Genomic DNA, 26946 nt, shown 5'->3' with positions numbered 1-26946 from the left:
CGGATATAAAATTTTCAAAGAACAATCCTGCTTTCAAAAGAAAACAGGGAAGAGAATATATCCCTTCACCTGTTTCCACACTTCTAAGCGATTTTTGAAGTGTGTTTTTTAATTTTTTTCAATAAAATTTTTCAAATTGGCTTTTGCACTATCTACGCTATATTTAACTGCCCTTGCTGAACACCCCTCTATCTTGGCGATTTGCTCGTAAGTAAAGTTCTCAAAGTAGTATAAAATCAACCTTCTTCTCTGAACCTTTGGCAACACATTGATGGCTTTCCACAGCATTTCATTCTGCAGCCGTTCCAGAGCAATTTCCTCCAAGGATTTTGGTCTATTGAGTACTCTCGCGTGCAAAGTCTGCTCAGTTACTTCCGAATACTCCAAGTTTCGCTCATCGGATCGTCTGAGATTGCGTTCCTTGCGGACAAATTTCTGAAACAGCCAATCTGCCACCGTTGGGGCAATCTCAATTTCCACCATCTGATTTTCCGCATTCTGAAAGGATGCATAGTAGTGCTTTTGATCCAGTATTATCTCTATGCGTAGTTTATATGGATTTGTGTTATCAAACATAATTTTCCTCCGTTTTCTGAATTTTGATTTCTTGTCAAAATGTCAGAAGCGGAGGAGAACGACAGCAATATATGTCGCTCTGCATAGTTACTATGTATATGCGAAAAAGCGTCACAACTTCGCTGATAGAAGTTATGACGCTTTTTATATCTCTATGAAATTGTTCTGTTTCTATCCTTGGGGGACAATTTGGACAGGGCATGCAAACACCTCCTTAGAGGAGCTATTCCTGCCCTTTGCACTCATCCGAAGATGGCTGTCATAATCCCTCATTTTATTGAGAAATTGCACCGTATAAAAAAGCAGTGCCAGCAACTTGATTTTCAAGCACCGGCACTGCTTTTTGTGATTTTTATTATTGTTACTCCATAAATAAGGAGCCTTTCAAATATAACAACAACCTTACTAGCATGAAAACTTTACCTTAAATGATTTCCGCACTTTTCGCAAAACCGCGCACCTGAAACGGCGGGAGCTCCGCAGTGAGGACAGAACTTTATTTGCGGAGCAGCCGTATATGTCAGCGGTAAATCCTCATCCGGTGCAGCGTCGGACAGAAACAGCCAGTCAATGTCCTCGCCATCGTTGCATAAGCCGATGGCTCCGGTGGGCGATACCACATAAAAACTGTCCTCGTCTATGGGGTCTTCACTATCGCTCATTTCGGCCAGCGCCAGCAAGCCGTTTAGATTGTATCTGTCTTTGGAAGTTACAAAACTCCAGTGTGTGCAGCGTGTGACGGCAAGCTCCGCCGCCTCCTGCATGGTGTTAAATCTCTCCATTACAGCGATCCTCCTTATTTGAATAACAGGTTATTGCACCGCTTACAGCGGTCGTTTTGTATGGGGTTCATCATAGTGCAGACGTTACAGTAGACGATGCGGTCTTTGGATTTATCGTATTTCTCGTATGTACCGAATCTTGGGTGATACCGCACCCTGTCACCAACGGAGAGATAGTCGTACATATGCCGACCGCTGTCCTTTTCCACGATGGTTTTTTTCTTGCCCGCATCGGTGTTAATGATCGTGGTATATTCCGTATAGGTTCTGTAGTTATCATCCTCGCCGCCTCTATGCTCGCTTTTCTCCTTGCTGTACTGATTTACGACCACGCCCTCCCACATTGGCTGCTTTGTTCTCCATAGCGCCAGCAGGTTGACGATGAGCATGACAATGGCGATGCCCACGCCGATGACAAGAGATTCCCCAAAGGGCATCTCGTCAATCAACAGACCGGCGATGGGAAAGCCGATGAGCGGCACGAACACCAGTATCCACATACAGCCAATAGAGGATTTCTTGTTTTTCTGCGCGGCGGCCAGTATCTCGGGTGAATTACACCTGTCGGAAAAGCCGACCAGTCCCGCGCCGCCAAGTGATGGCGTAGGTGTTGCCGTTTGACGCGGCTCCACCGGCTTCGGCGTTGCCAGATTTATCGCCGCTCCGCAGCCAATGCAAAATTCGGCTCCCTCCGGCAACTCTGCGCCGCAGACCGTACACACACCGGGGGCGTTTGCTTGTATTTTTGCGCCGCAGCTCGAACAGAAAGCCGCGCCCTCCGACAGCTTGTTTCCACAGTTAGGACAAAACATATCCGTATCACTCCTTTGCTCAATAATTTGAGGAGCGGCGGGCTTCCTCGCCGCTAATTTCTTCTTTTTCCCGCGTCTGGCTGTGCGAATGACGAGCAGCAGCAAAAGCAGATAACCGATAGGGGCGAGAATGTGGTAAATAATTGCCACTTCGCCCATCTCGCTAAATTCGCACAGCATGGCGGGCTTATTCACATAAGGTAAAAAGCCAAGGTAACGGATGCGCTGGTCGCGTGTTTCGCCTTCATCCAAGCTCGGCCACGCCTCGTCGCTGCCATATATCACATAGCCCCGGTATTCCTTGCCGTTTGCCATAAACCAATAGCCCTTGGAAACTGTGCGGGAGCGGTTTGGCCCCGCGTTGGTATGGTCCAGCCGTGCCTGATAGCTGTCCACCGTACCCATGACAGAATCGCCCCAAATTGCCAACGCAATGGTGCTGACGCTGGTATACATGGCAAACAGCAGCACGGCGCAAATCAGGATAAGGATGGGCAGTGGGATGTTTTTGCTTGTTTTCTTCTTTGCCATAGTATTTTCCCCTTTTTCAATCTACCCGTACAAAATCAGACCAGAGTGCGCGCAGATATTCTCTTCCATAGTCGCCATCGTCTTTTCCGTACCTGGTCAGGACTACATCTCCCGCGTCGAATGTATCTAATAAGGTCAATTGTCCCGACTTCGCGTCAAAAACATAGGACGTTGAACGATAAGTCGTAGTCGCACTGCCGCCGTAATTGAATCGATAATTACAATTCAAGCTGTCGATGATCTCGATGCTTAGATCAAAATTTTCGTTGCCGCTGTCCGTGCCGTCAGAATAGAGCCTGTTCCAATGACCGTTGAACCACTGTACATCCACCTGCTCCGGGGATTCCGGCATGGCTTCGGGCGATTCCTGCTCAGGCTTTAGGAACATTTCATAAAGCAGTTCTCGCAGATACTCAATTATTTCGTTTATCTCATCCTCAGTATAGTAGTATTTCTCTTCCATCTCCTCCGCCAGCTCCGCAGAGGTTTTATCCTCTCCATCCGGCAGGGACAGACCGGTTTGCTCCAGCTCTTTTTCTATTTCCGCTGGAGTCTTGCCCTCGGTGCTTATCTCGGTCATCGAAGTCTTGGTCTCTCCGTTCTCACCGACGGTGATAAGCCCGCCCATTATTTTGCCGTCGCGCACAAAATCGTGCAGGCTCTCGCCGATGTAGGAGAGTTTATCGATGTTTCCTACTTTGTCCGCCACTTCACCCGAAAATTTAATTCCGCCGGTTAGGATATTGACCCCGCCGGATACGGCGGATATGGGGCCCATAACATCCTTAAAATCATTTGCTGCCATTGTTACTCTGCTGTTCTCGCCGCAGATGATTGTGCTGCCGGTGGAGGCTATATCAACAATAGTGTCCACTCCGCTTATGACCATGCCGCCAGCCTCCAGAATACCGTTGGCAACCCCGCCGCCCGCCACCACGCCTCCTATGTAAAGGCCTGTTTTGCAAACTGTTTTTGTAGCCATAGCAGCGTTTTCAAAGTTTTGCATGGTGTCGCCCTCGGCTGAATATGCCTCTCCCGTCAAGATGTTCTGAGCCATTTGCAGCTGGGCATAGGCCTTTTTCGCATCTGTGCCGAGATTTTCAGCCAGTTGTCTGACCTTTTGCCCAGCGGGGTAGGAGTCGTATTTCTCCGTCAAGTCTTTTGCCCATTTTACAGCGGCATTTTCCTCGGCGGCGTAGGCTGTTGTGATGAGCAAGCCTCCCGACACCGACCTCGCGGCAGTATTGCTCATCGTTGCCTTGGGCGTCTGTTCCGTATTGTGAAAGCCTTCGGCATAATCTGTCAGCTCTGCCGCCTTCGTATTGGCCAAGTCGCACAGTCTCCATGCCTCCAGCGCTTCGGCGGTCATGACCTTCAGCTCGTCGATGCTGCCCCTTTCGTGGTCATATTCAGTCAGAGCGTCAGTCTTAAGGCGAGCAATAATATAAAGCCGTGTTGCCATCGCACCCGCCTGCTCCAAAGCTTCTCGCTCATCAGCTACTGCGGGTAGGAACACGCTGACGCTGTCTCGACTTTTTCCCGACCCACCGCCCACCATAAATCCCGGCCAGCCGTAGAGCGCCACCGCCGCGATCTGTATTAAGAGCAGGACGGACAACACAATGCACAGCGTATTGCGTCCGCCGTTTTTCTTCGGTGCTGCGGCGTTTTTTCGTTTTGGCGGCACAGCGGGCAGGGTGCTTTTTTGAGGCTGTGCCTCGACTATCGGCTGCATAGGCGGCGTAGGTTTCGGCGGTGCCACGGGAGCAGGATTCACAGGCGCATCAAGCACCGCCGCGCCGCATTTGGCGCAGAAGCGAGCGCCGGTATGCAGTTCCTTGCCGCAATTAACACAGTATTTTCCCATCTCTGCACCTCCTTATGGCCGTACCAGCGCTACAAGCGCCGGTATCCCGTCTGGCGTATCCATTGTGCCGACGGCGTATTGCTTTCCATTTTGCTCATAAAACTGCTTCAGGCGTATTGTTCCCGCACCGGACGCCCACAGACCCCCGTTTTCCCACTTGCCGAAAAATACGCCGTCCTCCATATCCGTTTCATCGAAGCTCTCTCCCTCGTTTGACCAAAAAATGCTGTACCAGTCGAGGGTAAGGCTCAGGCTTTCCGGCGTACCCGCAAGGGCGATATTGAGAAACTCCATAGCGCCCGCGTCATATTCGTTATCGGTGTCATAGATAATGAGCGCTTTCCAGCCCCCGGTCAGCGAGCCGATGCTATCAATGATATTTGCGTCGGAGGGAACTCCGTCGTAAGCCACGTCCTCCGTGTACCAGAGAAAGTCCTCCAAATCGGGGCGTTCCTCCGTGGATAAGCTCACACCTGTTTCCTCCGACGATGGAACACCTCCGCTTTCTGCGGACGCGGGCGGCGCTTCATCCTCCGGCGATGGTGTGACGGGCGAAGTTTGCTCCGCCCTCGGCACAGAAGATTCCTTTTCTGCTTCTGCCCGCAGATTGGGCGGTATAGTGAAAATGCCGACGACCAGCATAATCACATTGGCCGCAATAAGTATTGCGGGTAAGATTTTCTTACCTCTGCCCGTAGATGATATGTTGCTTCTCATGGATACACCTCCAGTCTGTCTGCTCCAATTACTGTGTCCCATTTTTACCGCTGGCAGGTCATGGAACCCCACTCTTTATCGTTGTGGTCGCGCATGGAAGCGCTGAACGACATTCCGTCTGCGGAGAATACAAATTTTGCTCCCGCAATATTTGCCTCGCCTGTGGACCACCTGACAAAGTAGCTGTTGTTGATATAGGTGCTGCCGGTTTCATCATTTGAGCAGACAATTTTATAGTAAGAGCCGTCACCAAAATCCTTTTCAAAGGTGACCACGGTGGTCACATCAATTTCTTTTCCTGTTTCCGCAACGTACAAGACACCTGTATAGGTTCCAGAATAGTCCACCTTTTCTGCGACTGCTTTTATGGTGAAGTTTTTTTCGGTATTCTTGAAGGGCTTTAATTTCGTGCTGGCAGCCACATTGCCCTTCTCCCAATCGTCTTTGGTTTCAAAGAACTCCAGTTTCATGGGGAAGCCTGCTGTTTCGTGCGCAAGCAATGTGAATTTTATCTGTCCGCTTGCCTTATCGTCTAATTGGATTGTCCACGCCTCTGCGGTGGTTTTGTCGGACAGGGGCGCCAGCTTGACATAGCAGTTTGCCCATTTCGGCTCCTTGTCCTTGACCGCCTCCTCAGCAATTGTAATGGTATAGACGGTGTTCAGACGATCCATGAGGGACTTATAGTTCTCTTCCCGCTGCGTAAGCACATCAAAGTACATCTTACGGCTCAGCGAGCGGAACACAACTTCAAGGTAATCATAAAGCTCCGCCTTATAGTTACTTGATATTTTTTCTTGATCTGCCTTGGACGGCCACGGGTATTTGGACATCTTGGCATTTTTATCATAAGCATCTACCCACGACTCCCAGTCGCTTGCGGCGACATTCCAGTACTCGTTTACATAGCTGTCGATCTCGGATTTCATTTTATCAATAGCTGCCTGGGGATTGGATTTGTTATCTGTGTATATTTTTTCAAAGATCGTATACCAATCTGTAGCTTTGCGCTTATTTTCTGCCCTTTTGTAATAGGCTTCGTACATATCCTTGGTGCTTTCGTACTTTGTGGCGATGGCAAAGGTCATCACATCGGTCAGCGCAACGTCGATTACGCCCACACTCACATACGCCACCTGAAAGGACTTGAGCAGATAATCTCCGGAGCCTGCCAAATTCAAACAGAGATTGAGCATGGTTTTCATTCCGCCGACGGCAGTTTCCTTGCTGGTCATGCCGTTCTGGTATGCATCGAATGCGAACTGTGCGCAGGAGGTTGTTACGCCTAAAGCCGTCAACGCATCGCCAAAGGAATCGGTGATCAGCTCGTTATAGGCACCGCCAAGGGATAGGAGCGTGGGGACATTTGTTGCGGCGAACATGGGCAGCGAGTTGTTTGCATTGAGAAATTCCGCCGCAATATCCTCCTGCCACGATGCGCCCTGCTCGGCGTATTTTTTCAGTAGCCGCTCCGCCTTCGCTGTAGAGATATAAGCGGCGTAGGCCTTGAGATCGGAAATATATTCGCTGCGCTTTCCTTCGTCTTTAATCGTAAACACGCTGTAGGTGGAGAGATGGTCGGTGAGGATATGCACCTTGTTGGTTTCTGTGTCCACGGTATAAAGGACATCCTCCCATTGCTTTGTTTCTTCGTTTAGATACTTGCCGCAGACCGACAGAATTTCCTCGTCGGCACTAAGCCCCCAGTCGTCATAGGGTATCGTAAGCTCGACAACTCCCTCGAGTTGACCAGAGGAAAGCTTGAAATCGTAGGCATAGATGTCAACATCGCTGTCGCCGGGAGTGGGCGTTACCTTTTGTATGATTAGCTCTTCACCTGCCTCCAACAGGCAGCCGAAGTCCATTACTGCGCCGTCCGCCGAGGTGACGGCTGTCTGGTTTTCCTCCACCGTAAAGGTTTCGGATTTCTGTGTGCCGGGAGTCTTAGCCTGATTACCAGAGCCGCAGCCTGACAGCCCCGCCGTCAAAGACAGCAGCATGGTGATTACCAGTAGGAAGGATAGTATTTTTCGTTTCATAACGATATCTCCTTTTGCGCGCTTAGGCTATTGGAAGCTTAAATTTAACGGTATCGTACATGACGTTATATTTCATGATGATTTCTTTTTCGTCCGGTTTTAATTGGAACACCATCCAGCCGCTATTCGTTTCACCGGGGTCGATCGCCTCCTCAAAATACATTCCTTCGGTTTCAAAATTCCATACATCTCTGTTGCGCGACTCGTCCGATAGCTCGGCGTCGTACTCTCCGTCTCGAACGATGCAGAGCAGCGGATCCTTTGCAAACTGTATTTCATCAGAGATATTTTTTACAGTGGCATAAACTTTGACATAGACGGACTCCTCCGCATATTTCTGGAGAATGCTCAAATCGTCAATAATTTCAATCTTGTCGATTGTAATCTCAATGCCGTCGACCGCTGCCGCATCGCCGATACCGTAATACTTGATTTCATCCGCTTCCGCTTCACTGGAAGGGGCACTTCCCGATTCAGCAGGGGCGGGACTTACTGAAGAAGTCTCACCGCCTCCACCTCCACCGCAGGCGGTGAGCGACAATACTAATGTCAGTGACAACATAATAATCAATGCTTTTTTCATAAGAAAACCTCCGTATTTATCATTTTATTTCTGACTATCTATCATTCCTTTGTGTAGGTAAAAACATCAGTGTCATTGGGTCTGAATGTCAATATTCCGCTCTGCGTATCAATGCTGTATTTGCCAAGGCTGTTCCCGCTCATGCTGACGCTGATGCCGGTAAGCTCCCCCGGAGAATAGAACAAATCGCAGATGAGTTCGCCCGAGGCTTCATATGTCATCTTGATGCTTGTTGTGCTGAGTACCTCCATGGTAAACGGGCCGTTATAGGGATCTTCGTTGATCCATTCGCCGTCATACAACTCCTTCAGCCGCGACAACTCCGTATCCTCGGCGGCCTTGCCGGATTCCGCAGACGATGTGCTTTCGGTCGGCGATTTGCCGGCCCCGCCGCAGGCGGCGAAGGTGAGCATAAGTACCAATGATAAAAATAAAATTAATGTTTTTTTCATGACTACCTCCATCATTTGTTCTCTCTGTTCAGGTTATCCCCAACGGTCCCTGTGACGTTTTTTTCAAAGCCGACCTCTCCAAGCTTTCCGGCTGTCTCGGCCGCCTTGTTTAACGCATCGGTGCCGCCGACCATATCACCGTAGGCATCTCCGACTGCACCGCTGGCAGCATTGAGCGTTCCTTTTACTGCGCCCTCGGCCAGCGCCTCAGTTAAATCACCGCCGTCATTGACAGCCTCCGCTACCTCGCCCGCAACCGTGCCGCCAAAGGATACGCCCGCCTTGCCGATACCGCCTTTCATCATGGTGGTTGCAGCTTCGGTGCCGCCCTTGATTGCACCCTCTGTAAAGGAGCCCCAGCTTGCACCCTTTTCCATCATGGTGGAAGTGATATTCTTAACGCCCTTATAGGTGGCGGACACAGTCTTTCCGCCCGGAACCAGCGTCTCGCCCGCAGACATGGTGTAATCGGCCATTTCTACCGTCGCTTCCAAAACATCGACAGCCATATCACGCCGCTCGGCGTAGTCGTTCATCTTCTGACGATACTCCTCGTCTCTTTCCATGCGGCGCTCCAGCTCAGCTCTGACCTGATCTTCACTGGCGCCACTCATGCCAAGGTCGGTGGCGATGCGCTCTATCTTCTCCTTGCGGCTTCGCTCCTGCCGCTCACGCTGCAAGTCTTCCTCAAGCTGTCGGCTTTCGTCACTGCGCTCCTGATTGCGTTCTCTATCTTCGCGGACATTTTGCTCGAGCTGCGCTTCGTCCTGCCGGATGGTGTCGGAATTATCTGCACGATGCTCGAGCTGTTCGGAAAGCTCCTCGGGAGTATAGGTCGCGCCGGTGACTGGGTCGGTATAGGTGCCGTCGCCATTTTGTACAAAGGTGCGCCTTTGCCCGGTTACCGGGTCGGTGGCCTCGATGTCTCCGTCGCCGTCAAAGCGCAGCCAACGGCTCAGGCCGTCGCCCGCAGGTGCGGGAGCGGGTGCTCCGCCTGTCCCCACAGGCACAGTCGGGATGAAGCCGCCCGTATTTCCAAACAGAATAGACAGCAGAAGCGCAAGAATGCTGATGATAATGGTGGTCAGCGGGCCGGCGTGGTCGGCGTCTTTTGCACTATTGCCACCAAAATTATATCGCCAGCCCCAGCCTCCGCCTTCCGGTTCGTAAAATTCCCACTCTCTCTTAGCCTCTGAGCTTTGTGTAGAGTCGGTGCCCTCTATTGGATATGGGTCTGAAAATCCAAATGTCTCCATCGCAAAAGTCCATTCGTCGTCGTATGGATGTTCATTTGTTTTGCTCCCACCCTCAACATCGTAAATAGTATCGGTTCTGATACAATGAACTTTTACTTTGAACAGAATATGATGCTCCAATTCCTTATCGTCATAGCTCGTTGTCTCAAGAGAGCCCTCATAAGGAATCACTCTAAAGTTACTGATGTTGGAATAGTTTTCCGAGACCGAAGGTGTCAGCACGGTATAGACAATCTCATCCGGTACTGAAAATTTCCCTACAATCCATCTACTATCTGTCGCACCGAATTTGTGCTCCATTTCTTTATCCATTCTGTAATTAGCTGTTCCCTCAACGTGGAATGCTGTTATTGAATGGTTATAGCCATTATCCGATACGGTGTTTTCAGGATATTCAAAATAGAACCGCCCATCTTCGTAAGATTTAACAGTGATTTTTTGAGGCCCCAATTCGTTGAAATTACCGATTAATTGTTTTGTTAATATCATAGTTTCTGGCAATGCGATAGGTTCTTCGATTATTTCTTCCGCCATAACTGTCATGGAAAAAGCCGTCACACAGCAAATAACCGAAATGAAAGCAGCCATGAATTTCATTGTTTTCCTTTTCATGCCGCAGCCACCTCCTTCTTATTCTTCGATACAATGCCGAATATCAAAGCAGTAACCAGCAGCAGCGCACCGAGCACGCCGCACAACTTCAGTCCGGTTACCGAAAGCGCTACGCCCAGCGCAAAGCCCAGCGTCATGCCGCTGATGCAGCGCGAGACCCCTATGTAGGAGGGCGTTCTTTTCTTGGAAAGGCTGCTTGCTGCGGAGAAAATAAGCCCCCACAAAAAGCCGCCCCGATTGCCGATGCTTTGCAGCAGCATTACAAAGGCGATTATGCCTACCATGCTGTTTTGCAGCGATTGAGTGCTGTTCATAAAGGCATACAGCAGCAGGGAAGCGCCAACGCCGCCCAACAGCGGTGCGACAGCGGTCGCGCCCTTTACGGCAAGCCCGCCGAAAAGACCCTTGATAGCGCCGCCCAGACACGAAAATGGTGCTTTTTTCTGGAACAGCGGCATAATGGCAGCGTTTAGAAATGCTGCCACAACCACCTTGCCTAAAATCCCGCCGACAGCACCGAATACGCCACCAAACATTCCACCCTGTGCGAAGGTAAGAAAGCTGAGAATGCGCACCGGCAGCGGATTGATTCCGAAAGAACCCAGCAGCGCAAGCACCAGCCAGACAATTCCCAGTACGACTGTCGGCAACATTTGTTTTGGATTCTTCAGCACCGCCAGCGACTGACGGATATACTCGCCGACAAATTGCCGCACACCGACCGGCTTTTTCACTGAAGCGGCGGCTTTTACTGTCGGCTGCGCCTCTGTTTTACCGCTTCTGTTTTGCTCAGTTTTTACAGTGTTTGTAATTGCTTTTTTCGTTTCATTGCCTTGCTCTGCTTTTTTCCCGCATGTGGTGCAGAATTTTGCGTCTTCATTCAGCGCCGCGCCGCAACTTGTGCAGAATTTCCCCATAATACTCACTCCTTCTTTTTTAATGGTGGTTTTTCCTGAATACGGTTGGCGAACAGCGTCACTTGCCATGCTGAATATTTTGGTCATTGGGCATTTTGTCCGCTGTCCCAACTATCAACTTTCGCCCGTACTCTTGTTTCATGCCATATCTTCTGTGTGATTTCCATGACGCTTTGCCTGTCGGTCAGACCGTGCAGCAACTCAACACGCAGCATTTCGCCATCGTCCCCGAAGGACAGGCAGATATGTTCTTTGTTGATTTGTACCTCTCGCAGCCGGACACCGTACACGCCCTCGCAACCCCACTGATAAACCTTGTTTCCAAGCAGCAAGCCAAAGGTGGACACGATGGTTTCCTCTGCCTGTGTTTGGTTCGGTCGAGTTTCGGAAGTAATAACGGACGAGGGTACCGTCAGAATCCGGCTGTCGTAGATAACCATCGCTGCATTAAGCAACCGACTTTGCCGATACAGCAGAAGCAATACCACAGCGCTCACGCTACCGCAGGCAATGACCATTGCAGGCTTTTGTATCACGATGAACAGCACGGTCAAAAGTATGGCAGTCACAGAAATCACTACATAGATGTTTCGCCTGTCTTTTATCGCTTTCACCCTTGGATTCACCTCCTTGTGATATCATAATCATAGAGATACTGGGTTAAAAAATCCCCCGCCAAAAGTATAATTTAACGCAAAAAACCACCTATACTTTAGTATAGGTGGCCTTGAAAACCGCTTATTTACAGGCTTTTGGACTATTCCTTAATTTGAGCCTTGAGCAAGGTGCTGATGAGTTCTGCCCGGCTGCTCACACCGTACTTGGAGAGAATATTTCCTACATGATACTTGACTGTACTCTCACCAACACACATGGTGGCAGCAATTTCCTTGTTCGTTTTTCCATCAAGGATCAGTGTAAGCACTTCGTTTTCTCGTTCTGTCAAAGGGTCAATCAGTTTTAGCTGACAAACGACCGCCGACTGCTGGTTCTCAGTCATGTTTGCATAGGCAGAGAGGTAGACGTGGCTTTTCAGCAGCATGGTGAGCTGCCTGTTCAACGGCGGCAGAATAACGAGTGTAATGCATACTACCGTTAGTGCAATCACGGCTACCTCCGCTTCGGGAAGTTGTATGGAGGTTATCATGACTCCCAGCACATCGCCGCAGAGTACGCCTAACACGTTGGCAGAAAGACCGATGCCAAACATTTTGGAGGGGTTCTCGGAATAATCCAGTGTTTCTCCTATGATGCTCCACCAGAATAAATCGAAAATACCGCAGGCGCCCAACATCAGCGTGTCAACAATCAGATAGTCCACTGCGCCTCTTGAAAGAAGCATAAAGGTGATAAAGGCAGCGACAATCATACCCATACCTATATAGAGGAACTGCGAACGCTGTGCTTTATTCTTGGGCGAGAGGTTTCGCATAAAAGCAAGAGCAACAATGTACGGCGCAGCCCAATACCAGCTCACAAGACCTGTCAAATGTTCAAACGCCGGATTGATAACCTGATACATCAGTCCCGAAGTTACAGTAATAACAGCAACGAACAGAAACAGCACCAGCATGGGCTTTTTAATATCACCGGGAGATTTTTGATCTGCTGTCGGTGCTGCTGTTGTGATTGTAACATCACCAACAGGGAGCATTGTGGTAAATACCCCGCCGAAGATCAGGCATAGCATAGAAAGAAGCAATCCAATAACGTGTGATAGGTTGACGGCAATCACGTTAATTGCAATCATAATGATGTTGGAGAGAATCAGTACATCAGCACAAGATTTTATCCGTTCGTCCTTGGGGGTGAACTTTTTGAGGAAAAATCCCCACGCTGCCACAGCACAACCACCGGCATAGCCTGCCACCACTAGACCCACAAGCCAAAGGGCAGAGGGTGCGAAGAAAAACGGCACTGTCGCAATTAGGCAGATTACCATTCCGATTACCATGGTTAATTTTGCTTTGTTCGGCGTTTTGATAAAAAAACCGCAGGAAAATAGTCCAACAAAATGAGCAACAATGGCTGCAAGTATGAATGTACTTGTCTGTGCACCAAAGGCATCTATCGTACTGTAAAGTACCTGTCCCTCAAACACGAAAGAGAGAAGGTAAGCAAAGAGGAATGAAAACGCAGCCACGGACATCACTCTATGATTTCTAATATTTTTCACTTTGACACCCCCTGTTCCTCGGAGGCTCCACCGCTCCTGACCCATTCGTCGATCTCGGCAGTTTTGAAGCGCCACAGCTTGCCAACCTTTGATGCTGGCATATCACGCTGCTCGATCCAGCGCATAATTGTGTGTCGTTTTACACCGAGGTAATCGCATACCTCTTGCAAGGAAACCCATCTATCTTGATTTATTTCTTCTGACATAATCACACCTCACTCTTTTTCTTGATTATATCATACTTTTACCTCCAAACAATATTTTAATGTCGTTTTAAGTATTATTGTGTTCTATTATATACTCTTTCCCTGTGATAAGTATTCTTAAATTGATACCTTCTGGGCGGTTCATTATGACTGCACCCTCCGTCCACGGATAAGCAAAAGTATCCCCTTGGCGGAAAGGACATATTTTTACAGACTTGTCACTTGATAAAATATCGGTTGGAGGTGTGGCTGCCGTTCTCACGGTATCTGCTTTCCTTAGTCAAAGAGCCACAGCGAATTAAATCCGCTATGGCTCTTTTCACTGTGCTGACTGACAGAGAGGTATCCTTTGCTATGGTTTTGACGGCTGGCCAACACTCGCCGTCTGCATTGCTGCGGTCTTTGAGGTACATATAGACAGTCTTTGCCCTTGGTGGCAAATCCTGCTGATATAGATTTCCAAATAAGCTCATGTTTCATCATCTCCTATGGGCGTAACTTTGTTTTAGTCTGCTGTTCTGTTATCTCCTGTGACGAAATCGGAGCATGATTCATACCACCGTAGGACTCTCGTTCCTCTCGGGGCGGTGTCTTGTCAGCAGATTTCTTGTTGCCATATTCATTTAGAATATTTTCCGCCAGTTCTTCCTTATCGGCATAATGCACCTTGCGATTGGCTCGCTGCTCTATTTCGTAGGTCTTATCAAAGGGGATACCCCAATCAAGAAACAGCTTCAGCTTTGTATGCATTGGATGGGTACCTGTTTTCATTACAACAAAGCTGCCTTTTTTCAATGACTTTAACTCATCTGCCGTAAGCAGTGGTCGTTCCATCATCTGTAGGGACTGTGATGGGTCGTTTTTGCCACGGCTGATGCTGCCACTCATAACAGTGCGTGTGCCAAGTGCTTTTGACAGGGTTTCAGCGGTTTCGGAATTTGGAGCAAAGCCACCGAAGATGGTCAGCTGGCAGTTATCGGTTATGATTTCACTGCCCTCCTTGCCATAATTTTTATCAAGCTGTGCAAAGGACTGGATAATCGGCACAACGGATATTCTTCGAGAACGACCTGCGGAGAGCATCATTTCAAAGCTGTCGATTTTCGGAATGGTGCCAATCTCGTCAGCGTAGATGACCACTCGGTTAGGAAGCTTGCCGCCGTTTTCATCAGCTACAGAAAGCATTTCACGATAAAACTGTTGGAGGAATAACGATACCATAAAATATTTGGTGTTGTCCTCCTCCGGGAGTATAAGAAAGATTGCGGACTTCTCGGTGCAGAATTTTTCCGCATCAATGGCGGTATGAAAACACAAAATCTGCTCCATTTCCGTATCAAGGAAAGCATTCAGTCTTGACAGCACTGTGGAAAGAACCGATGCCATTGCCGCTTCCGAGGAATTTAGTGCTGCACCGGCGAACCACTTTGCCTTATGGGTAGAGGGCAACAGCTCCATCAACTCTTGAAATTGACTCTTTCCTTTAGCCTTACCCGGTCCTGTCAAATCCTGCACCATCTTGAATACAGAAACAATATGCCGTCTGTCCACCAGTTGTCCGTCAATTTTGGTGGTTGGCAAAAACTCTGCAAGGAGCAATATCACAGCAGAGAGCAGGCCCTCGGCAGAGTCATAGAAAAAAGCATTTTGACCCATTGAGGAATTATCACCATCGGTTGCAATAATGGTCTTGGCAATAATTTTGGCGTACTTTTCAGCCTTTGCTTTCGCCATCAGATTTTCTTTGTCTACACGATAGATGTCCATATATTTATTGACGAGATGCAGAAGGTTGTTGCCATCACTCTTGGTTGGATTACGCAAATCAATGACGGCGATATTGTAGCCGTAGTTGTCCTTTGCGATTGCACCGTAATTTCGGGCGAGATCGCCCTTGGTATCGGTTGTGATGAAGCTCATACCACTGGCACAGGCGTATTCTAGATTTGGGTAAAGGAAGAATGCTGTTTTGCCCACACCTGCTGCACCAATCATCAGGCAGTGGACATCGCCTGTATCAACTAAGCCAATAACTTGATTTGCTCCTTTTGCCTTATGCAGCAGGCTTTCTGATACAGAGCCTACCACCAATCCCTGCTCGGTGGGCAGGTTCTCGCCCTTGCGCCAATGGGCAACATCGTAAGGCACTTGATTATAAACCTTCTTGATTTCTTTTTTGGTGAGAAACCTTGCCACGCCATGCTGACCGTCACCCACAGTTTTGGACTTGATACCGTTGAGAGTGTAAAAGTGGGCAAGCATGGAAAGCCCGCCGATGACGAGAAACATCATCAGTCCCACACCCAACAGTGTTACAATGGGTGCATTAAACAATGATTTTAATTCATTTAAATATGTCATAAGACTTATCCTTTCTTTTCTGGATTTTGAATATACCCAAGAACATTTCTGCCCTTGGGTATATTTTGCTATGCCATTTTCATTTCACAGCACAGTACTTGCTCCTTGCTTTTTTCTACCAAATCCTCATTGAAATCCTTTAGTGTAGGCACAAGTCTTGTGACTGTTATACCTCTTTCAGATAGTAGCTTTTGAAATTTATCACAAGCCTTTTGTCCGGCATCATCATTGTCGAGGCAGAGGACAACGGTTTTTAGATTCTCATTCAAATCAAGCTGTTTCATCATCGCCTGCTCCGACAGACCGCATAGTGCCACATAGCTGTGTTGCTGCCAATCGCTGTTTTTATAAATGCTGATAAAAGACATCAGATCAATGGGTGCCTCAAAAACATAGATCCTATCACTGACACTGCCACGGTGAAAACTGTAGCAGGGGTTACTGCCCTCAATATTACCCTTGTAGCTTTTTCCCTCGGAATAAATTCCACGCTTGTGGGCGTGCTTGGCTATGCCGTTTTCATCATATCCAACAAAAATTGCATTGTGATATTCCTGCTTGCCGTCCTGAGATTTTTCCAAACTTTCATAGATGAGCTTTTCCTTTGCAAAAAAACGAAGCACCTCGCTGTCTAAGCTGCGGTGCTTCAATAAGTAGGCAAATGTTCGGCGCATATCCTGATTCTGCGGTGGCAACTCAAAGGGCTTTTGCACAATTTCTTTTGGCTCGGCCTTGTGATATGCTACACCGTAGCTGCCGCCCAAAAGCATAGTCACCGCATCGGGAAATGCCAGACCATAGAATTTTTTTACAAAATCAATGGCATAACCACCCTGGTCGGTGGCATGGTCGTACCACTCGTTGCCTCGGATGGTGATACTGCGATCTGAGGCAAGCCGTTTTTCTCTGCCGGAGGGAAGCAGATTTTCACCCTGCTGCAATAGGAAATGTACGAGGTCAACCTCATTTGCCTGTCTTTTTTCTTCCTCTGTAAAATGAATGTACTTTGCCATAGGTGCCTCCTTAACTGTTTTTGCCTACTTTACGATGAAAGGCTACCCGTTTGATTGGGTAGCCTTTGGCGTTCTGCGGAATATTTAATTTGCCGACACAAGATTTCTTGTGGGTGTTATTTTGCTTTTTCTTCATAGGGAGTAGCTCCTTTTCTAATAATTCATCTTCTGTTCAAGGTCATCTCGTTTGTGACCCTGTGCCATTTTCTTTTCGCGCAGTTTTTTCATTCGCTTGCTGTCAATCTGTAAGCCTGTCATGGATTTTTGCGGTGGATGGTTATTTTCAAAAATTCGGCTCATGTGGTGCATCAGCCTTGATACCGCAAAGGAAACAGATGGTTCTTTCCATTTGTCCATATTGTCGAGGAAAAACTGTGCGTATTCGTTGCCTTGTGCTGCCGACAGCATAAACCACCTGATGGCGATTTCTTTATCCCTTGGCACTGCGTTTCCTATGAGGTATAGCTTGCCGAGAATGTATTGGGAATACTGATTGTCTTGCTCTGCGGATAATGTAAAATAGGCAACTGCTTTTTCGGCGTTCTTGGGTAGCTGCTCACCTGCAAGATATAACTTGCCGAGCTGGTACTGAGCAAATTGATTATTCCTTTCTGAAGCTTTGGTAAGCCAAGCCACTGCTCTGCGAATATCCATACAGCTTTCCTCTGTAAGATAAATTTTGCCGAGGGAGTAAGCCGCCCATTCGTTATCCTGCTCTGCCGATAGCGTGAACAGCTCCACTGCCTGTGAAATGTCCTGCCCGATATATTTCCCCTCGTAATACAGCTTTGCCAACGCATACTCTGCAAAGGGATTTCCGCTGTCGGAGGCTGTCTGCAAATATTTTACGGCTTGTTTTACTTCTTCTGCAGCAGGAGCTTCCTCGGACAGTATGATTTTTGCCAAGGCGTAGCAGGCAAAGGTGTTGCCCAGCTTTGCCGATTTCTGAAAGTATTCTTTTGCTTTGGGAATATCCTGCTTGGTGCCGATGCCATTTTTCAGCATCCAGCCAAGACGGTATTGGATTTTATCATCGTGACTTTGCTTTTCCAAACCTACAAAACCGATATAGGCTTTTTCAAAATATAGGGTGCTTTGCTCCACATCTTTCTCTGTACCAACGCCATCACGGAACATTTTTGCCACTTCAAAATCAGCATAAGGGAAGCCTTGTTTTGCACTTCGCAGATATAACTCAAAGGCTTTTTCATCACTCTGTTCCACGCCTTGCCCACGCAGATATTGACCGCCGAGGGAGTATTCCGCAAACTTATATTTCTGACTTGCCGATTTTGCAAACCACTCGGCGGACACTTCATAGTCTCGGCCCAGGCCGCCCTCTCTTGCTCCTTCGGAGCAATTCACCTTGTGCTCTGTACCCAAACCCCCGGCGTACATTTTACCGATGCGATATTCAAGGTACTTCCAAGGTTTTCGATGTTCAAGGAGTTCAAAACCATCAAGAGCTTTTGCATAATATTGCTGTGCTTTCTTGGTATCAATTTCTACACCAAGACCGTCTGCATACATTCGCCCCAAATCAAAAACAGCAAGCACATTCCCATTTTGGGATTCAGCTTGCAGTAGTGCGAATGCTTTCTCAAAGTCAGGTGCGATATTACCTGTGCCAAACAGAAACTCACGAGCCTGTTTGTATTCATCTGTCCATTTTACATAGGGTGCAGCGGTTGCATCACTTTCATCATCTTCAACAGGCTCAGCCGACTCACCAATATCATCAAATATATTTTCTTCCTGTAATAAATCAGGCGGTTCAGATTGCTCTGCACCATCAAGCTCCATCAAGCTGATTTGGCCGTTGGCAAGCCTATCCGCCTCATGGATAATATGATTTTTGATGGACTTAAACTCTTTCTGCTGGGACAGTGGGAGCATGGGTTCTGCCGTATCCTTGTAGCTTGCGGTAACTTCATTTCGCATTTCCTGCCACAGCCTATAGGCATTTGCAATAGGCGGCTCCTGTGCCAGCTCATCAGTAATGTTATCCACCAGCAGCTTAATCCGTGGCGGCAGATACCCATATACTCTTTTGCCCTTGGTGCATTTAAGATTTTCCGCAAGCTCCAAAAGAAGCGTTTCCATTTTGGTGCTGTGAATATTTCCTGCGGATATTTCTGCAAGAAGTTTTTCTACTGCCTTTTTACTTTCTGCCTTTAGTGCATCACGCCGCTGGGTTTGCAGAGCATAGATTTCTTTCATCTCCTGCCGAAAGATTCCCGACACCAATCCTGACTTGATTTTGGCAATTCCTTTTTTATCAAGAAAACCATGCCGTGGGTTTTGGGAATAGCAAATCATGTGGATATGAGGATGATGACTTTCATTGTGAAAGGCTGCATACCAACAGAAATCTTCTAAGGGTATTTTCATGCTTTCGGCAATGGTAGGTACATAGGAGGAAAGATAATCTTTCCAACGCTGGGCATTACCAAAGCCTGTGCTGAGTGCATCCTCTCGTCTTAGAGAGATGATGGGTGTCCACACATTACCAGAATGCTCCGCCATCTCTTTTGCTACCTTGGATAATACAATCGGCTCATCACCGCCGTTAAATAATCCGTGGGCAGACAGCTTTTCCACCCTGGGGCGGTTTGCAATGTAGTCCACATAGTTTTCCTTTTTTGCTACCACATCAAGGTTATGTTCCAAGGCGATAGAGATAAACTCCGTTGCGTTTTCCAAGGTTTTATTTCGCAGATAGTCCTCATACTCAAATAAATTTTTGCTGTCGGGGAACTCCGTTAGCAACTGCGAGATGAATTGATCCTGCTTTTTGGTGGCTGGCAAATTTTTATTGCGGATGCTGATTTTCTGCACACCGTTTCTTGTTGCCATATAACTGACGAGATTTTCCTTGTGTGCTGCATTGCCGCTTTTGAGATATGGACACTTGAATATCACTCTCGGCATCAGTCAATTAACCCCTGCTGATATTTAACAGCATCCTCCATATTGATTCTGCCCTTGTTGCGTTTGACCTCCTGCACACATCTGCCACGGAGTGTACGCAAATCCTCATCGCTGATTTCAAGACCCACAGCGAGAATGTTCATCATCATACTCATCTCTACCGATAGGCGAAAGAGATTTGCCGACTGCCGATTTTCTGTTTCCTTTAGCGTGCCGCTGATGGACTCCAACAAAATTTTGGACAGATAGGTTGTGGAGCTTTGACTGCCAAGATAGCCGATGTAAAAATCCACCGCTTTTTCAACGAACTCCGTATGGTTCTTCATGCCATTGGCTGCCATCAGACCGTTCATGTTATCAATCATTTCGGGGTAGAGCCATGCAGTCACACGCTCCTTGTTTTCTTTGTTTTGCTTCATACATACCTCCGTTTTGTTTCATATCACCTTAGATAGCACCTTGCAAATGTGGGAATAGCGGTGGTTTTGTCACCCTACAGCACCTCGCACCACCAAAATGGCTATTTACAGCACCTTTCTGCAAGGACTATGCATTTCTTAAAATGTGGCTTTCTCTCTAAGAGAAAGGCGGTCGGCATTGCCGTCCGCCGTGACCGCAAGGGGCTGTTTACAGCACCTTGCTTTATCCTGCACAGAAATCGAACGGTGGGTTCACCCCTCATTCGTGGTATGAAGCCGCTCTTTTCTTCTTGTGTTTCATCATCTTTTTGGTGTTTGGCAAAGCTCCCTCAAATTGCCCTCAAATCTGCCAATGGGTGTTACTATCCTACCTGTGGCGGTAAAAGCTCACACAGGGGCAAACAGGGGGCAACACGAGGGAGTGTGCGGTTTTGTTAGATGGTGCTTTCACGGCTTGGCTGGTCAGCTGCTCTCGGTTTATTGGGCTTTACCTTGGATTTGCTATCCTCAGCGGCTTCATCAATGTACTCACGGACGGGTGCCGGCACATATTTTTCATAGAGTTTTTGCAGAGCATCGGTAAGTTCCTGTTCCAAGGACGCGTCCTTTTTCTCCATATACTTTCTTGTGGCACGGAGTTTTTCAGATTCCATTTGTACTGAAATATTTTCTTTTTTCATCTTATCTCCCTCCAAAACAATCAAAGCCGATGAACGTCATACGAGGTTCAAGCTCCGGTTCTTCACCTGTAAACTGCTGTGTAGGCGTAAATCGCAACGAGTATTTTTCGATTTGCTCATCGGTAAGCGAGGCGAAATTTTCACCGTCATCGCCACAAATAAAAAATGGACCGCAGATAATATCCGCACCCATTCTGCGATTCGGTTTCATACCGTTGATTTTACCTTCCTCATTGACCACTGCAATGCAGCCGTCATCAAGATAAACACATTCAATCAATCCATCGACTTCTGCCTGTAAAGCATTCAGGTCATTGGCGATTTCTTTTACCACTGGAGGCTCACCGATCTCAACCTTTACAACTTTAATCATATTTTCTTTCATACAATTCTTCCTTTCCTTACGGCAAATAGCTTCGTGGATTTTGCTTCTCACCGTTAATTCTAATTTCAAAATGCAGATGATTGCCTGTACTTCTGCCGGTTGTTCCCACCTCTGCAATGGTATCGCCTGCCTTAATCTGCTGTCCCTCATGCACCAAAAATTTAGAGCAGTGGGCATATAAAGTGACAAATCCACCGCCATGATCCACCATCACATGGTAGCCATAGCCTGTGGTAGAATAGCGCACCACATAGACCGTTCCATCAAGTGCGGAGCGAATCGATGTGCCTTTGGGTGCGCCCATATCCAGTCCACTATGACCTTTTGTCTGCCCTGTGAAGGGGTCTTTGCGGTAGCCGAACTCCGAGGTGACCATGCTGCGCCAACTCTCACCTAAAGGTGAGCAGAAACCGTCCGCCCCAATAAACGGTGCGTCCGTCAGAGGAAGACCGTCTGACCACTCATCAAATTCTGAGCCATAGGTGGGTGCAGGCTTGCCATAAAGCACTCGGTAATAAATCTCCGTAGCATTGACTTGGTTTTCATGGGTAACGGCAATGCCCATGGTCTTTGAAATATTCGCATATACCACAGGCAGTTCCTTGATGGGAACTGCCACGATATAGGTTTCTTCCTCGGTGGTTTCATTGCCATCTGCATCGGTGGTGGTGACGGTTCGGGTGCGTTCCTCATAGGTGACAAAGCAGTCTACAAACCGCCGATGCTCCACCCTTGATGGACTATCAGCGCCGAAAAACAGAGCATAAAAAATAGCCTTAACTCTTACCGAGTCGAGGCTATCTCCATCTTCCATTTCACTATTTACTTGAGCAATCGTGCCATCTAAGAGGGTAAAGCTGCCACGCATATCCTCAATGTATCCCCGATAGTTCTCGGGGACATTACCCGAGATCACACCGCCCTCGAAGCACAAACCAACGGCTGTGTTATTGTGATCTGCTGTTCCTGAGAGCAGTCCACAGATTAAAACAACAATTAAAATCACAGGGGACAGGATAAGACCGATTGTCCAAGCAATGCCTTTGCGAAGCCGTTCATCGCTCAGAGCAGTGGCCGCCGCCTTTGCGACAAGCAATGTCGTTGATACTGGTTCTGCCAAAAATAATCACCTCCACCTATAATTTCATATCCATCTCAGGCTCTTGTTCTTCAGCATACAGATATTTCTTCCTCAGATAATCTGCCTGTTCTGCCGTAAGACAGCCATTCCACAAATCTGAATTGATTGAGCCATATACCTCTCCCCACAAGCAATCCAAGTAAGAAACATTGTCTTTTTCTCCCTGTACATAGTCATCAATCGCTTTCTGCAGATGAGAATTTAATGATTTTTCAAAGTCTTTTTCCATAAGATCACCACCATTTCATTTCGCCAAAGCCAAACAAGTTTTGTTGCTCCTGTTCCGGTTCTTCCGCCATACGCTGTGCAGTTTCCGAGATGGCATTTTCTAATACGGAGGGGTCAAAGCCAGCGGTTTCATACCCCTCGGCTATGGTATCCACATACCGATGGGAGGGCATTCCCAGCCGATGTCCCTCGGTCATCACATACACAAAGGCATCCACCGACTGACCGTCTACATTTACAGTCATATTTTCTTTCTCATAAAAAGTGGGGTAGCCTTCGTATCTGTCCAGTGCCAGCTCATCTTTTTTGCCGACTGTCCATAAAAGAACAGGCACATTTTTGCCCTCGCAAGGTTCAACGGTGGCATAAGAGCCTGTCTTTGAACCACGAAACAACAGCTCATAATCTTTAAGCTCCGACTTGCCAAGCACCTTTGCCGCGGGGCATCGCTGTGCCATCTGCGGTAGATTTAAGTTGCTGCCATAGGCGATATAGATTTTTTCTTTATTCACCAAAAGTACCTCCTACATATTCATAGACATAGAAAAAGCAGGAGCATCGTCCTCTGACTGCTCCTGCTGTGGTTCTATCTCATTTTCAGGTTGTTGTGTCTGTTGTATTTCTTCCTCCTGCTTTTTTCTAAGGCGTTCTCTCTGAGCGACAGACTGTGCAGGGTCTTTCCATGCGATATTACCCTCCAAGTGATTTAGCAGATGGGTTCGTGCTGTTTTAAATTCATCGCCAATTAAACCGAGACGTAGCAACCAAACACGGAAGGTATACTTCTCATTTTCCGACACGGTTTTGGTCGGGCTGGCATACTTTTGGTTGTATGCCTGTGCGGTAATTGCCATGCAAAACTGAATATATGCCTTGATTTTCCCTGCGTGAATGGCACCCTTACTGCCCGAATCACCCGAATTAAAGGCTCGAAACTCTATGGTGCCTTTCTGAAATACACTATGCAAGTTGAGACAGTGGTATCGGCTATCGTGATAATGCTGATAGCTGCCGTCCTCTCCGTTATACCAAATACTTTTGAGATGGTCACGGGTAGTTGGTTTTTCACGGTTCAGCCGTTCTAAAAAGTTGGTGTCAATTTTTCGGCAGTATCGCTGTTCTCTGCGGGATTCCACCTGTAAAGCCTTATAAATCATATCCTCTTTCGCTGCCACGATATTGACAAGATTGCGGAGCTGCTTGGCTTCAAATGGAGCAGCATTGATGTGAATATGAATACCCACACTTGCATTGGCAAAGGCTCCTGCACCTCGCAAAGCTCGCACAATTTCCTGAACTGTTTCAATATCGTTATAGGTACAAATGGGACTGACAAGCTCAACGTTGTATTCTCGGCCTGCAGCAACCTTGCGGTTATCGATTTTCCTTTGGCACATAATACTGGCATCGCTCATGATTTTCCACTTGCGGCTTTGGCTGTCTAAAATATGATAGGCATCGTAACCACCACCGTCATAGTGAGAGCAAGTACCAAAATATTCAGCTACTACTTTGGCGGCTCGACTGCGGGTGATGCCTGTCATTTCAATTTCGATACCGAAGTTCTGTTCTCTTAAATCCAAATTTCATCACCACCTCACCATCTGTTTTCACTGTCAATCACGGCAATTGCAGAAGACAGGCATTGTTCTTTCGCCGCTAAAGCAAGAAGCTGTGTTAGATGATCCTTACGCCAATTATCAATGAGCTGACCACAGCATTTGTCCTGCAGGTCATTGATGGCGGCAATGAGGTTTGTCAGCACAAGCTCCTTGTCAGAACAGCTTTGCATATCTTGGAGATAGCCACGCAAGAGTTGTTCTAAGAGGTTGATTTCCTGTTCGCCATAATGCTGGTACACAGCATAGGGGTTGGGGTATTCCTTGCCGTCCATACATGCTCGGAGATTTTGCAAAATGGTCGGGCGAAGCTCTTTGGGTGCCTTGATATACTGCTCCATAAAACACAATAGGTCATTCTCACGATTCGGCGTGTACTGTAGGCACACACGCAAATCTTCAAGAATAACCCCCAATAGCTGCTCATATTCAGTTTTCAGCTTCATCATCGACCACCCGCCTTTCCGAATAATTTTTCCTTGTATGCAGGCGCATAAACAGCGAGATTATATCGCTCGTTGCCGCATTTATAGAGGCACACACCACGCTGCGGGAAACGAATGAGCTTGTATTCACTTTCTTCAAGCTGTAAGGTATCCATATAGAACTTGGCATCAACAGCTCCTGCATTGAACAAGAATTGATGTGTGGGGATAGAGAACAACGGCTTTGTCATCTCACGAATTCCCTCAATATTAAAGTCCTCCAAATTCTGACTACTTAGAATTACGGAGGACTCTTTTTTTCGTACTCGCTTCATAAAGTTGCGGATATATTCAATTGCGGTAAGGTTGGTGAGGAATAAATACAGCTCGTCAATGGCTGCGGCGGTGTTTCCCTCAGTGAGAAGCTTGTCGCTCATAAAGGACAGCACGTTAAACAACAGCGCATTCTTTACGTTCTTTGATGCTTGCAGAAGTCCTTTGACACCAAAGACAATGAAGCGATCAGAGGTGATATTGGTGTGTCCGTTAAAGAATTTACTTTCTGCACCCTTGCACATAGAATGCAGTCCTAAGAGGATTTCTTGCAACAGCTCGGCGGTATACAGCTGATGCTTTGCTGTATCGTAGCCTTTATATTCGTCCTCAATGAGCGTGTAAAGGTCTGATAGGATTGGGTAAGCTTTTGGTTCAAGGCTTGTGAAATCGGTGTTATCGCTGATGCTCCACTTGGTATATAGCTTGGAGAGCATGATTTCAATGACATCAATATGCTTGTCGGTGAAGTCCTTGTAGCAACGGAAGAAGTCTTTTAGGAAAGAAATGTGCTGACTTAATTTTGTTGCCTGCCTAAAGGTCATTGGAGCATCCTTGTCATGCACTGAACTGCCGTCATCCCAAGATTTAGGTTCAAGAGGGTTAATCATATATTGACCACTCATTAAGTCAATGAAGCAACCGCCCAAATTTTCGGCAAGCTCTGCGAACTCATGCTCTGGATCAAGGCAGATTACATTCTTACCACTTTCTAAGATATTGCACAAAATCAGTTTTAAGAGATAGCTTTTGCCTTGCCCGGAGTTACCCAAAATCAAGATACAGGGGTTGGTTTTGTCATCCTCTCGCTTATCGAAATCCACAAGGATATTCGAGCCAAACTTATCTCGCCCAAGATAAAAATCGTGGCTGTCGGTCTTGCCCGAATAGTTGAAGGGATACAGGTTGGCAACAGAGCTTGCGGGCAACACTCTCTCATACTGGTTTCCAAACACATTTCGCCCCGATGGACCGACACACAAAAAGCCTTGCTGCTGACGGAGCAAGAGCCTATCTACATTGAGTTTACTTCGTACAAGCTCGGTCAGCACATCGGTCTGCAACAGCTTTAGACTGTCATAGTCATTGGCGGTCAGCTCAATGTAAACTGCACAGTGGAGGAGAGGTTCTCGGTTGCGGTGCATGGTGGATACCAATGTCACCACGTCCTGCAAGTTGCTTTCGGCGGTAACCGTCTGCTGTAAATCGTTGGTGTTGCTGCTTTTCATACGGTTTTTATTAGTGGCATTGTGGATGATTCTTTTTTCTTCTGTCGGTGTTACTTGCCTTGTGTAAATTCGCAGGGTCACGCCATCTTTCTCACCAAGGTGACGAAGAATTGCCTGTTCAGATGTAGCTGTGGGATACTCTCGCAGTGCATAAACACAGCGGAAGGTGTTTCCACAGATGTAATGGTCGGTGTTAAACTTCACCACAGCAGGGGCAATCATATCCAAATAGGTTTTGATTTTGGTGTCGGTGGTGGTTTCTGTTGTCTGCTTTTTCACTGGTTTCATCATTCCTTTCTCTGTTTTAAAATGAAAAAAGCAACCTCACGAATGAAGTTGCTTTAGGGTATTGCGGGATGGCATATTAATGCGTGTTCTAATTGTTGCTATAACGATCCGTCTTTCCGTCAGTTCTTTTTGAAATCAATGTTACTCGTGGAGTAATGCATGCTCTGATTTTAAATTCTTTTCCGCATTCAGGGCAGTAGTATTCTTCTGATTCGTTATGACCGTCCTGTAACTGACTCTCCATACGAAATACACATCCACAATAATCACAGGATTCGTGAACATCCTTATCTTTGTAAGGATGAGTAGCTGTCCAATTTGACATATATATTCTCCTTTCACAATTATATTTTAATAAGTCTAAAAAG

Annotated in this window: 28 protein-coding genes; all 28 read right to left on the bottom strand. The window is 47.3% G+C overall.

The genetic code is table 11. The features are described from left to right. Positions 1 to 108: 108 nt before the first annotated feature. The 28 genes from RBQ60_RS07350 to RBQ60_RS07215 all read right to left on the bottom strand — a co-directional run bounded on the left by RBQ60_RS07350 (position 109) and on the right by RBQ60_RS07215 (position 26903). On the bottom strand, positions 109 to 576 hold the full coding sequence (locus RBQ60_RS07350; RefSeq protein WP_307885871.1) for an RNA polymerase sigma factor: 468 nt from the start codon (positions 574 to 576) through the stop codon (positions 109 to 111). Positions 577 to 995: 419 nt separating this feature from the next. Then, the gene (locus tag RBQ60_RS07345; protein WP_154262377.1) at positions 996 to 1358 is read right to left on the bottom strand and encodes a zinc-ribbon domain-containing protein; all 363 of its coding nucleotides are present in this window, start codon (positions 1356 to 1358) and stop codon (positions 996 to 998) included. A gap of 14 nt (positions 1359 to 1372) precedes the next feature. After that, positions 1373 to 2701, bottom strand: coding sequence for a zinc-ribbon domain-containing protein (locus RBQ60_RS07340; RefSeq protein ID WP_307885870.1), 1329 nt, complete (start codon positions 2699 to 2701; stop codon positions 1373 to 1375). Between the two features lie 16 nt (positions 2702 to 2717). Further along, positions 2718 to 4568, bottom strand: a complete 1851-nt coding sequence (locus RBQ60_RS07335; protein ID WP_307885869.1) for a zinc ribbon domain-containing protein — start codon at positions 4566 to 4568, stop codon at positions 2718 to 2720. Between the two features lie 12 nt (positions 4569 to 4580). Next, on the bottom strand, positions 4581 to 5285 hold the full coding sequence (locus tag RBQ60_RS07330; RefSeq protein ID WP_154262383.1) for a hypothetical protein: 705 nt from the start codon (positions 5283 to 5285) through the stop codon (positions 4581 to 4583). Positions 5286 to 5329: 44 nt separating this feature from the next. Beyond that, positions 5330 to 7324, bottom strand: coding sequence for a hypothetical protein (locus RBQ60_RS07325; RefSeq protein WP_154262386.1), 1995 nt, complete (start codon positions 7322 to 7324; stop codon positions 5330 to 5332). Between the two features lie 22 nt (positions 7325 to 7346). Continuing rightward, a complete protein-coding gene (locus RBQ60_RS07320; RefSeq protein WP_154262390.1) occupies positions 7347 to 7907 on the bottom strand; it encodes a DUF4352 domain-containing protein in 561 nt (186 codons plus the stop codon). Between the two features lie 41 nt (positions 7908 to 7948). Further along, positions 7949 to 8359, bottom strand: a complete 411-nt coding sequence (locus RBQ60_RS07315) for a hypothetical protein (protein ID WP_226904520.1) — start codon at positions 8357 to 8359, stop codon at positions 7949 to 7951. Between the two features lie 11 nt (positions 8360 to 8370). Beyond that, positions 8371 to 10227, bottom strand: a complete 1857-nt coding sequence (locus RBQ60_RS07310; protein ID WP_307885868.1) for a phage tail tape measure protein — start codon at positions 10225 to 10227, stop codon at positions 8371 to 8373. Further along, on the bottom strand, positions 10224 to 11231 hold the full coding sequence (locus RBQ60_RS07305; protein ID WP_307885867.1) for a zinc-ribbon domain-containing protein: 1008 nt from the start codon (positions 11229 to 11231) through the stop codon (positions 10224 to 10226). Before RBQ60_RS07305 ends, RBQ60_RS07310 begins: the two co-directional genes overlap by 4 nt. Next, positions 11228 to 11758 carry a hypothetical protein gene (locus RBQ60_RS07300; RefSeq protein WP_307885866.1) on the bottom strand — a complete coding sequence of 177 codons (531 nt, stop codon included), beginning with the start codon at positions 11756 to 11758 and terminating at the stop codon, positions 11228 to 11230. Before RBQ60_RS07300 ends, RBQ60_RS07305 begins: the two co-directional genes overlap by 4 nt. A 143-nt stretch (positions 11759 to 11901) precedes the next feature. Beyond that, positions 11902 to 13320, bottom strand: coding sequence for a LuxR family transcriptional regulator (locus tag RBQ60_RS07295; RefSeq protein ID WP_307885865.1), 1419 nt, complete (start codon positions 13318 to 13320; stop codon positions 11902 to 11904). Further along, on the bottom strand, positions 13317 to 13526 hold the full coding sequence (locus tag RBQ60_RS07290; RefSeq protein ID WP_307885863.1) for a helix-turn-helix domain-containing protein: 210 nt from the start codon (positions 13524 to 13526) through the stop codon (positions 13317 to 13319). Before RBQ60_RS07290 ends, RBQ60_RS07295 begins: the two co-directional genes overlap by 4 nt. A 218-nt stretch (positions 13527 to 13744) precedes the next feature. Continuing rightward, positions 13745 to 13999 carry a helix-turn-helix domain-containing protein gene (locus tag RBQ60_RS07285; protein ID WP_307885862.1) on the bottom strand — a complete coding sequence of 85 codons (255 nt, stop codon included), beginning with the start codon at positions 13997 to 13999 and terminating at the stop codon, positions 13745 to 13747. 13 nt (positions 14000 to 14012) lie between these two features. Further along, positions 14013 to 15818 (bottom strand): VirD4-like conjugal transfer protein, CD1115 family, encoded by a 1806-nt coding sequence (locus RBQ60_RS07280; protein ID WP_307885988.1) that lies wholly within the window; start codon positions 15816 to 15818, stop codon positions 14013 to 14015. 137 nt (positions 15819 to 15955) lie between these two features. Next, entirely contained in the window at positions 15956 to 16900 is a 945-nt protein-coding gene (locus tag RBQ60_RS07275) for a DUF3991 and toprim domain-containing protein (RefSeq protein WP_154262416.1), read from the bottom strand. A 10-nt stretch (positions 16901 to 16910) separates the two neighbouring features. After that, a complete protein-coding gene (locus tag RBQ60_RS07270) occupies positions 16911 to 17036 on the bottom strand; it encodes a hypothetical protein (protein WP_264296102.1) in 126 nt (41 codons plus the stop codon). Positions 17037 to 17053: 17 nt separating this feature from the next. Beyond that, positions 17054 to 19831, bottom strand: a complete 2778-nt coding sequence (gene mobP3 / locus RBQ60_RS07265) for a MobP3 family relaxase (RefSeq protein ID WP_226903816.1) — start codon at positions 19829 to 19831, stop codon at positions 17054 to 17056. Then, positions 19831 to 20250, bottom strand: a complete 420-nt coding sequence (locus RBQ60_RS07260; RefSeq protein WP_226903817.1) for a hypothetical protein — start codon at positions 20248 to 20250, stop codon at positions 19831 to 19833. Before RBQ60_RS07260 ends, mobP3 begins: the two co-directional genes overlap by 1 nt. 434 nt (positions 20251 to 20684) lie before the next feature. Then, positions 20685 to 20930, bottom strand: a complete 246-nt coding sequence (locus RBQ60_RS07255) for a DUF6103 family protein (protein ID WP_226903818.1) — start codon at positions 20928 to 20930, stop codon at positions 20685 to 20687. A 1-nt stretch (position 20931) separates the two neighbouring features. Next, positions 20932 to 21315 (bottom strand): DUF3846 domain-containing protein, encoded by a 384-nt coding sequence (locus tag RBQ60_RS07250; protein WP_226903819.1) that lies wholly within the window; start codon positions 21313 to 21315, stop codon positions 20932 to 20934. A 16-nt stretch (positions 21316 to 21331) separates the two neighbouring features. Next, positions 21332 to 22435: a M23 family metallopeptidase gene (locus RBQ60_RS07245; protein WP_226903820.1), complete on the bottom strand. Its 1104-nt coding sequence runs from the start codon at positions 22433 to 22435 to the stop codon at positions 21332 to 21334. A gap of 16 nt (positions 22436 to 22451) precedes the next feature. Then, positions 22452 to 22685, bottom strand: a complete 234-nt coding sequence (locus tag RBQ60_RS07240) for a hypothetical protein (protein ID WP_226903821.1) — start codon at positions 22683 to 22685, stop codon at positions 22452 to 22454. A 4-nt stretch (positions 22686 to 22689) separates the two neighbouring features. Beyond that, positions 22690 to 23142, bottom strand: coding sequence for a gamma-glutamylcyclotransferase family protein (locus RBQ60_RS07235; RefSeq protein WP_442871384.1), 453 nt, complete (start codon positions 23140 to 23142; stop codon positions 22690 to 22692). A gap of 66 nt (positions 23143 to 23208) precedes the next feature. Next, complete coding sequence (locus tag RBQ60_RS07230) at positions 23209 to 24267, bottom strand: amidoligase family protein (RefSeq protein WP_226903823.1); 1059 nt, start codon at positions 24265 to 24267, stop codon at positions 23209 to 23211. A 14-nt stretch (positions 24268 to 24281) separates the two neighbouring features. After that, positions 24282 to 24752, bottom strand: a complete 471-nt coding sequence (locus tag RBQ60_RS07225; RefSeq protein WP_226903824.1) for a hypothetical protein — start codon at positions 24750 to 24752, stop codon at positions 24282 to 24284. Continuing rightward, positions 24749 to 26581 (bottom strand): VirB4 family type IV secretion system protein, encoded by a 1833-nt coding sequence (locus RBQ60_RS07220; protein WP_307885860.1) that lies wholly within the window; start codon positions 26579 to 26581, stop codon positions 24749 to 24751. Before RBQ60_RS07220 ends, RBQ60_RS07225 begins: the two co-directional genes overlap by 4 nt. Before the next feature lie 85 nt (positions 26582 to 26666). After that, positions 26667 to 26903 carry a hypothetical protein gene (locus RBQ60_RS07215; RefSeq protein ID WP_226903826.1) on the bottom strand — a complete coding sequence of 79 codons (237 nt, stop codon included), beginning with the start codon at positions 26901 to 26903 and terminating at the stop codon, positions 26667 to 26669. Between the last annotated feature and the right edge of the window lie 43 nt (positions 26904 to 26946).

It is taken from the genome of Anaerotignum sp. MB30-C6 (assembly GCF_030908465.1).
Classification (GTDB): domain Bacteria; phylum Bacillota; class Clostridia; order Lachnospirales; family Anaerotignaceae; genus Chakrabartyella.
This window is presented reverse-complemented; position numbering and strand designations above follow the sequence as displayed.

What these genes read in the sequence shown, in the direction of transcription:
- RBQ60_RS07285 (WP_307885862.1), bottom strand. Translation starts at nt 13,999, where the DNA reads ATGAGCTTATTTGGAAATCTATATCAGCAGGATTTGCCACCAAGGGCA.
- RBQ60_RS07280 (WP_307885988.1), bottom strand. Translation starts at nt 15,818, where the DNA reads ATGATGTTTCTCGTCATCGGCGGGCTTTCCATGCTTGCCCACTTTTAC.
- RBQ60_RS07325 (WP_154262386.1), bottom strand. Translation starts at nt 7,324, where the DNA reads ATGAAACGAAAAATACTATCCTTCCTACTGGTAATCACCATGCTGCTG.
- RBQ60_RS07270 (WP_264296102.1), bottom strand. Translation starts at nt 17,036, where the DNA reads ATGAAGAAAAAGCAAAATAACACCCACAAGAAATCTTGTGTCGGCAAA.
- RBQ60_RS07335 (WP_307885869.1), bottom strand. Translation starts at nt 4,568, where the DNA reads ATGGGAAAATACTGTGTTAATTGCGGCAAGGAACTGCATACCGGCGCT.
- RBQ60_RS07305 (WP_307885867.1), bottom strand. Translation starts at nt 11,231, where the DNA reads ATGACCAAAATATTCAGCATGGCAAGTGACGCTGTTCGCCAACCGTAT.
- RBQ60_RS07235 (WP_442871384.1), bottom strand. Translation starts at nt 23,142, where the DNA reads ATGGCACAGCGATGCCCCGCGGCAAAGGTGCTTGGCAAGTCGGAGCTT.
- RBQ60_RS07250 (WP_226903819.1), bottom strand. Translation starts at nt 21,315, where the DNA reads ATGAAAGAAAATATGATTAAAGTTGTAAAGGTTGAGATCGGTGAGCCT.
- RBQ60_RS07215 (WP_226903826.1), bottom strand. Translation starts at nt 26,903, where the DNA reads ATGTCAAATTGGACAGCTACTCATCCTTACAAAGATAAGGATGTTCAC.
- RBQ60_RS07330 (WP_154262383.1), bottom strand. Translation starts at nt 5,285, where the DNA reads ATGAGAAGCAACATATCATCTACGGGCAGAGGTAAGAAAATCTTACCC.
- RBQ60_RS07315 (WP_226904520.1), bottom strand. Translation starts at nt 8,359, where the DNA reads ATGAAAAAAACATTAATTTTATTTTTATCATTGGTACTTATGCTCACC.
- RBQ60_RS07350 (WP_307885871.1), bottom strand. Translation starts at nt 576, where the DNA reads ATGTTTGATAACACAAATCCATATAAACTACGCATAGAGATAATACTG.
- RBQ60_RS07290 (WP_307885863.1), bottom strand. Translation starts at nt 13,526, where the DNA reads ATGTCAGAAGAAATAAATCAAGATAGATGGGTTTCCTTGCAAGAGGTA.
- RBQ60_RS07275 (WP_154262416.1), bottom strand. Translation starts at nt 16,900, where the DNA reads ATGGCAAAGTACATTCATTTTACAGAGGAAGAAAAAAGACAGGCAAAT.
- RBQ60_RS07225 (WP_226903824.1), bottom strand. Translation starts at nt 24,752, where the DNA reads ATGATGAAGCTGAAAACTGAATATGAGCAGCTATTGGGGGTTATTCTT.
- RBQ60_RS07260 (WP_226903817.1), bottom strand. Translation starts at nt 20,250, where the DNA reads ATGAAGCAAAACAAAGAAAACAAGGAGCGTGTGACTGCATGGCTCTAC.
- mobP3 (WP_226903816.1), bottom strand. Translation starts at nt 19,831, where the DNA reads ATGCCGAGAGTGATATTCAAGTGTCCATATCTCAAAAGCGGCAATGCA.
- RBQ60_RS07340 (WP_307885870.1), bottom strand. Translation starts at nt 2,701, where the DNA reads ATGGCAAAGAAGAAAACAAGCAAAAACATCCCACTGCCCATCCTTATC.
- RBQ60_RS07255 (WP_226903818.1), bottom strand. Translation starts at nt 20,930, where the DNA reads ATGAAAAAAGAAAATATTTCAGTACAAATGGAATCTGAAAAACTCCGT.
- RBQ60_RS07240 (WP_226903821.1), bottom strand. Translation starts at nt 22,685, where the DNA reads ATGGAAAAAGACTTTGAAAAATCATTAAATTCTCATCTGCAGAAAGCG.
- RBQ60_RS07310 (WP_307885868.1), bottom strand. Translation starts at nt 10,227, where the DNA reads ATGAAAAGGAAAACAATGAAATTCATGGCTGCTTTCATTTCGGTTATT.
- RBQ60_RS07220 (WP_307885860.1), bottom strand. Translation starts at nt 26,581, where the DNA reads ATGATGAAACCAGTGAAAAAGCAGACAACAGAAACCACCACCGACACC.
- RBQ60_RS07345 (WP_154262377.1), bottom strand. Translation starts at nt 1,358, where the DNA reads ATGGAGAGATTTAACACCATGCAGGAGGCGGCGGAGCTTGCCGTCACA.
- RBQ60_RS07320 (WP_154262390.1), bottom strand. Translation starts at nt 7,907, where the DNA reads ATGAAAAAAGCATTGATTATTATGTTGTCACTGACATTAGTATTGTCG.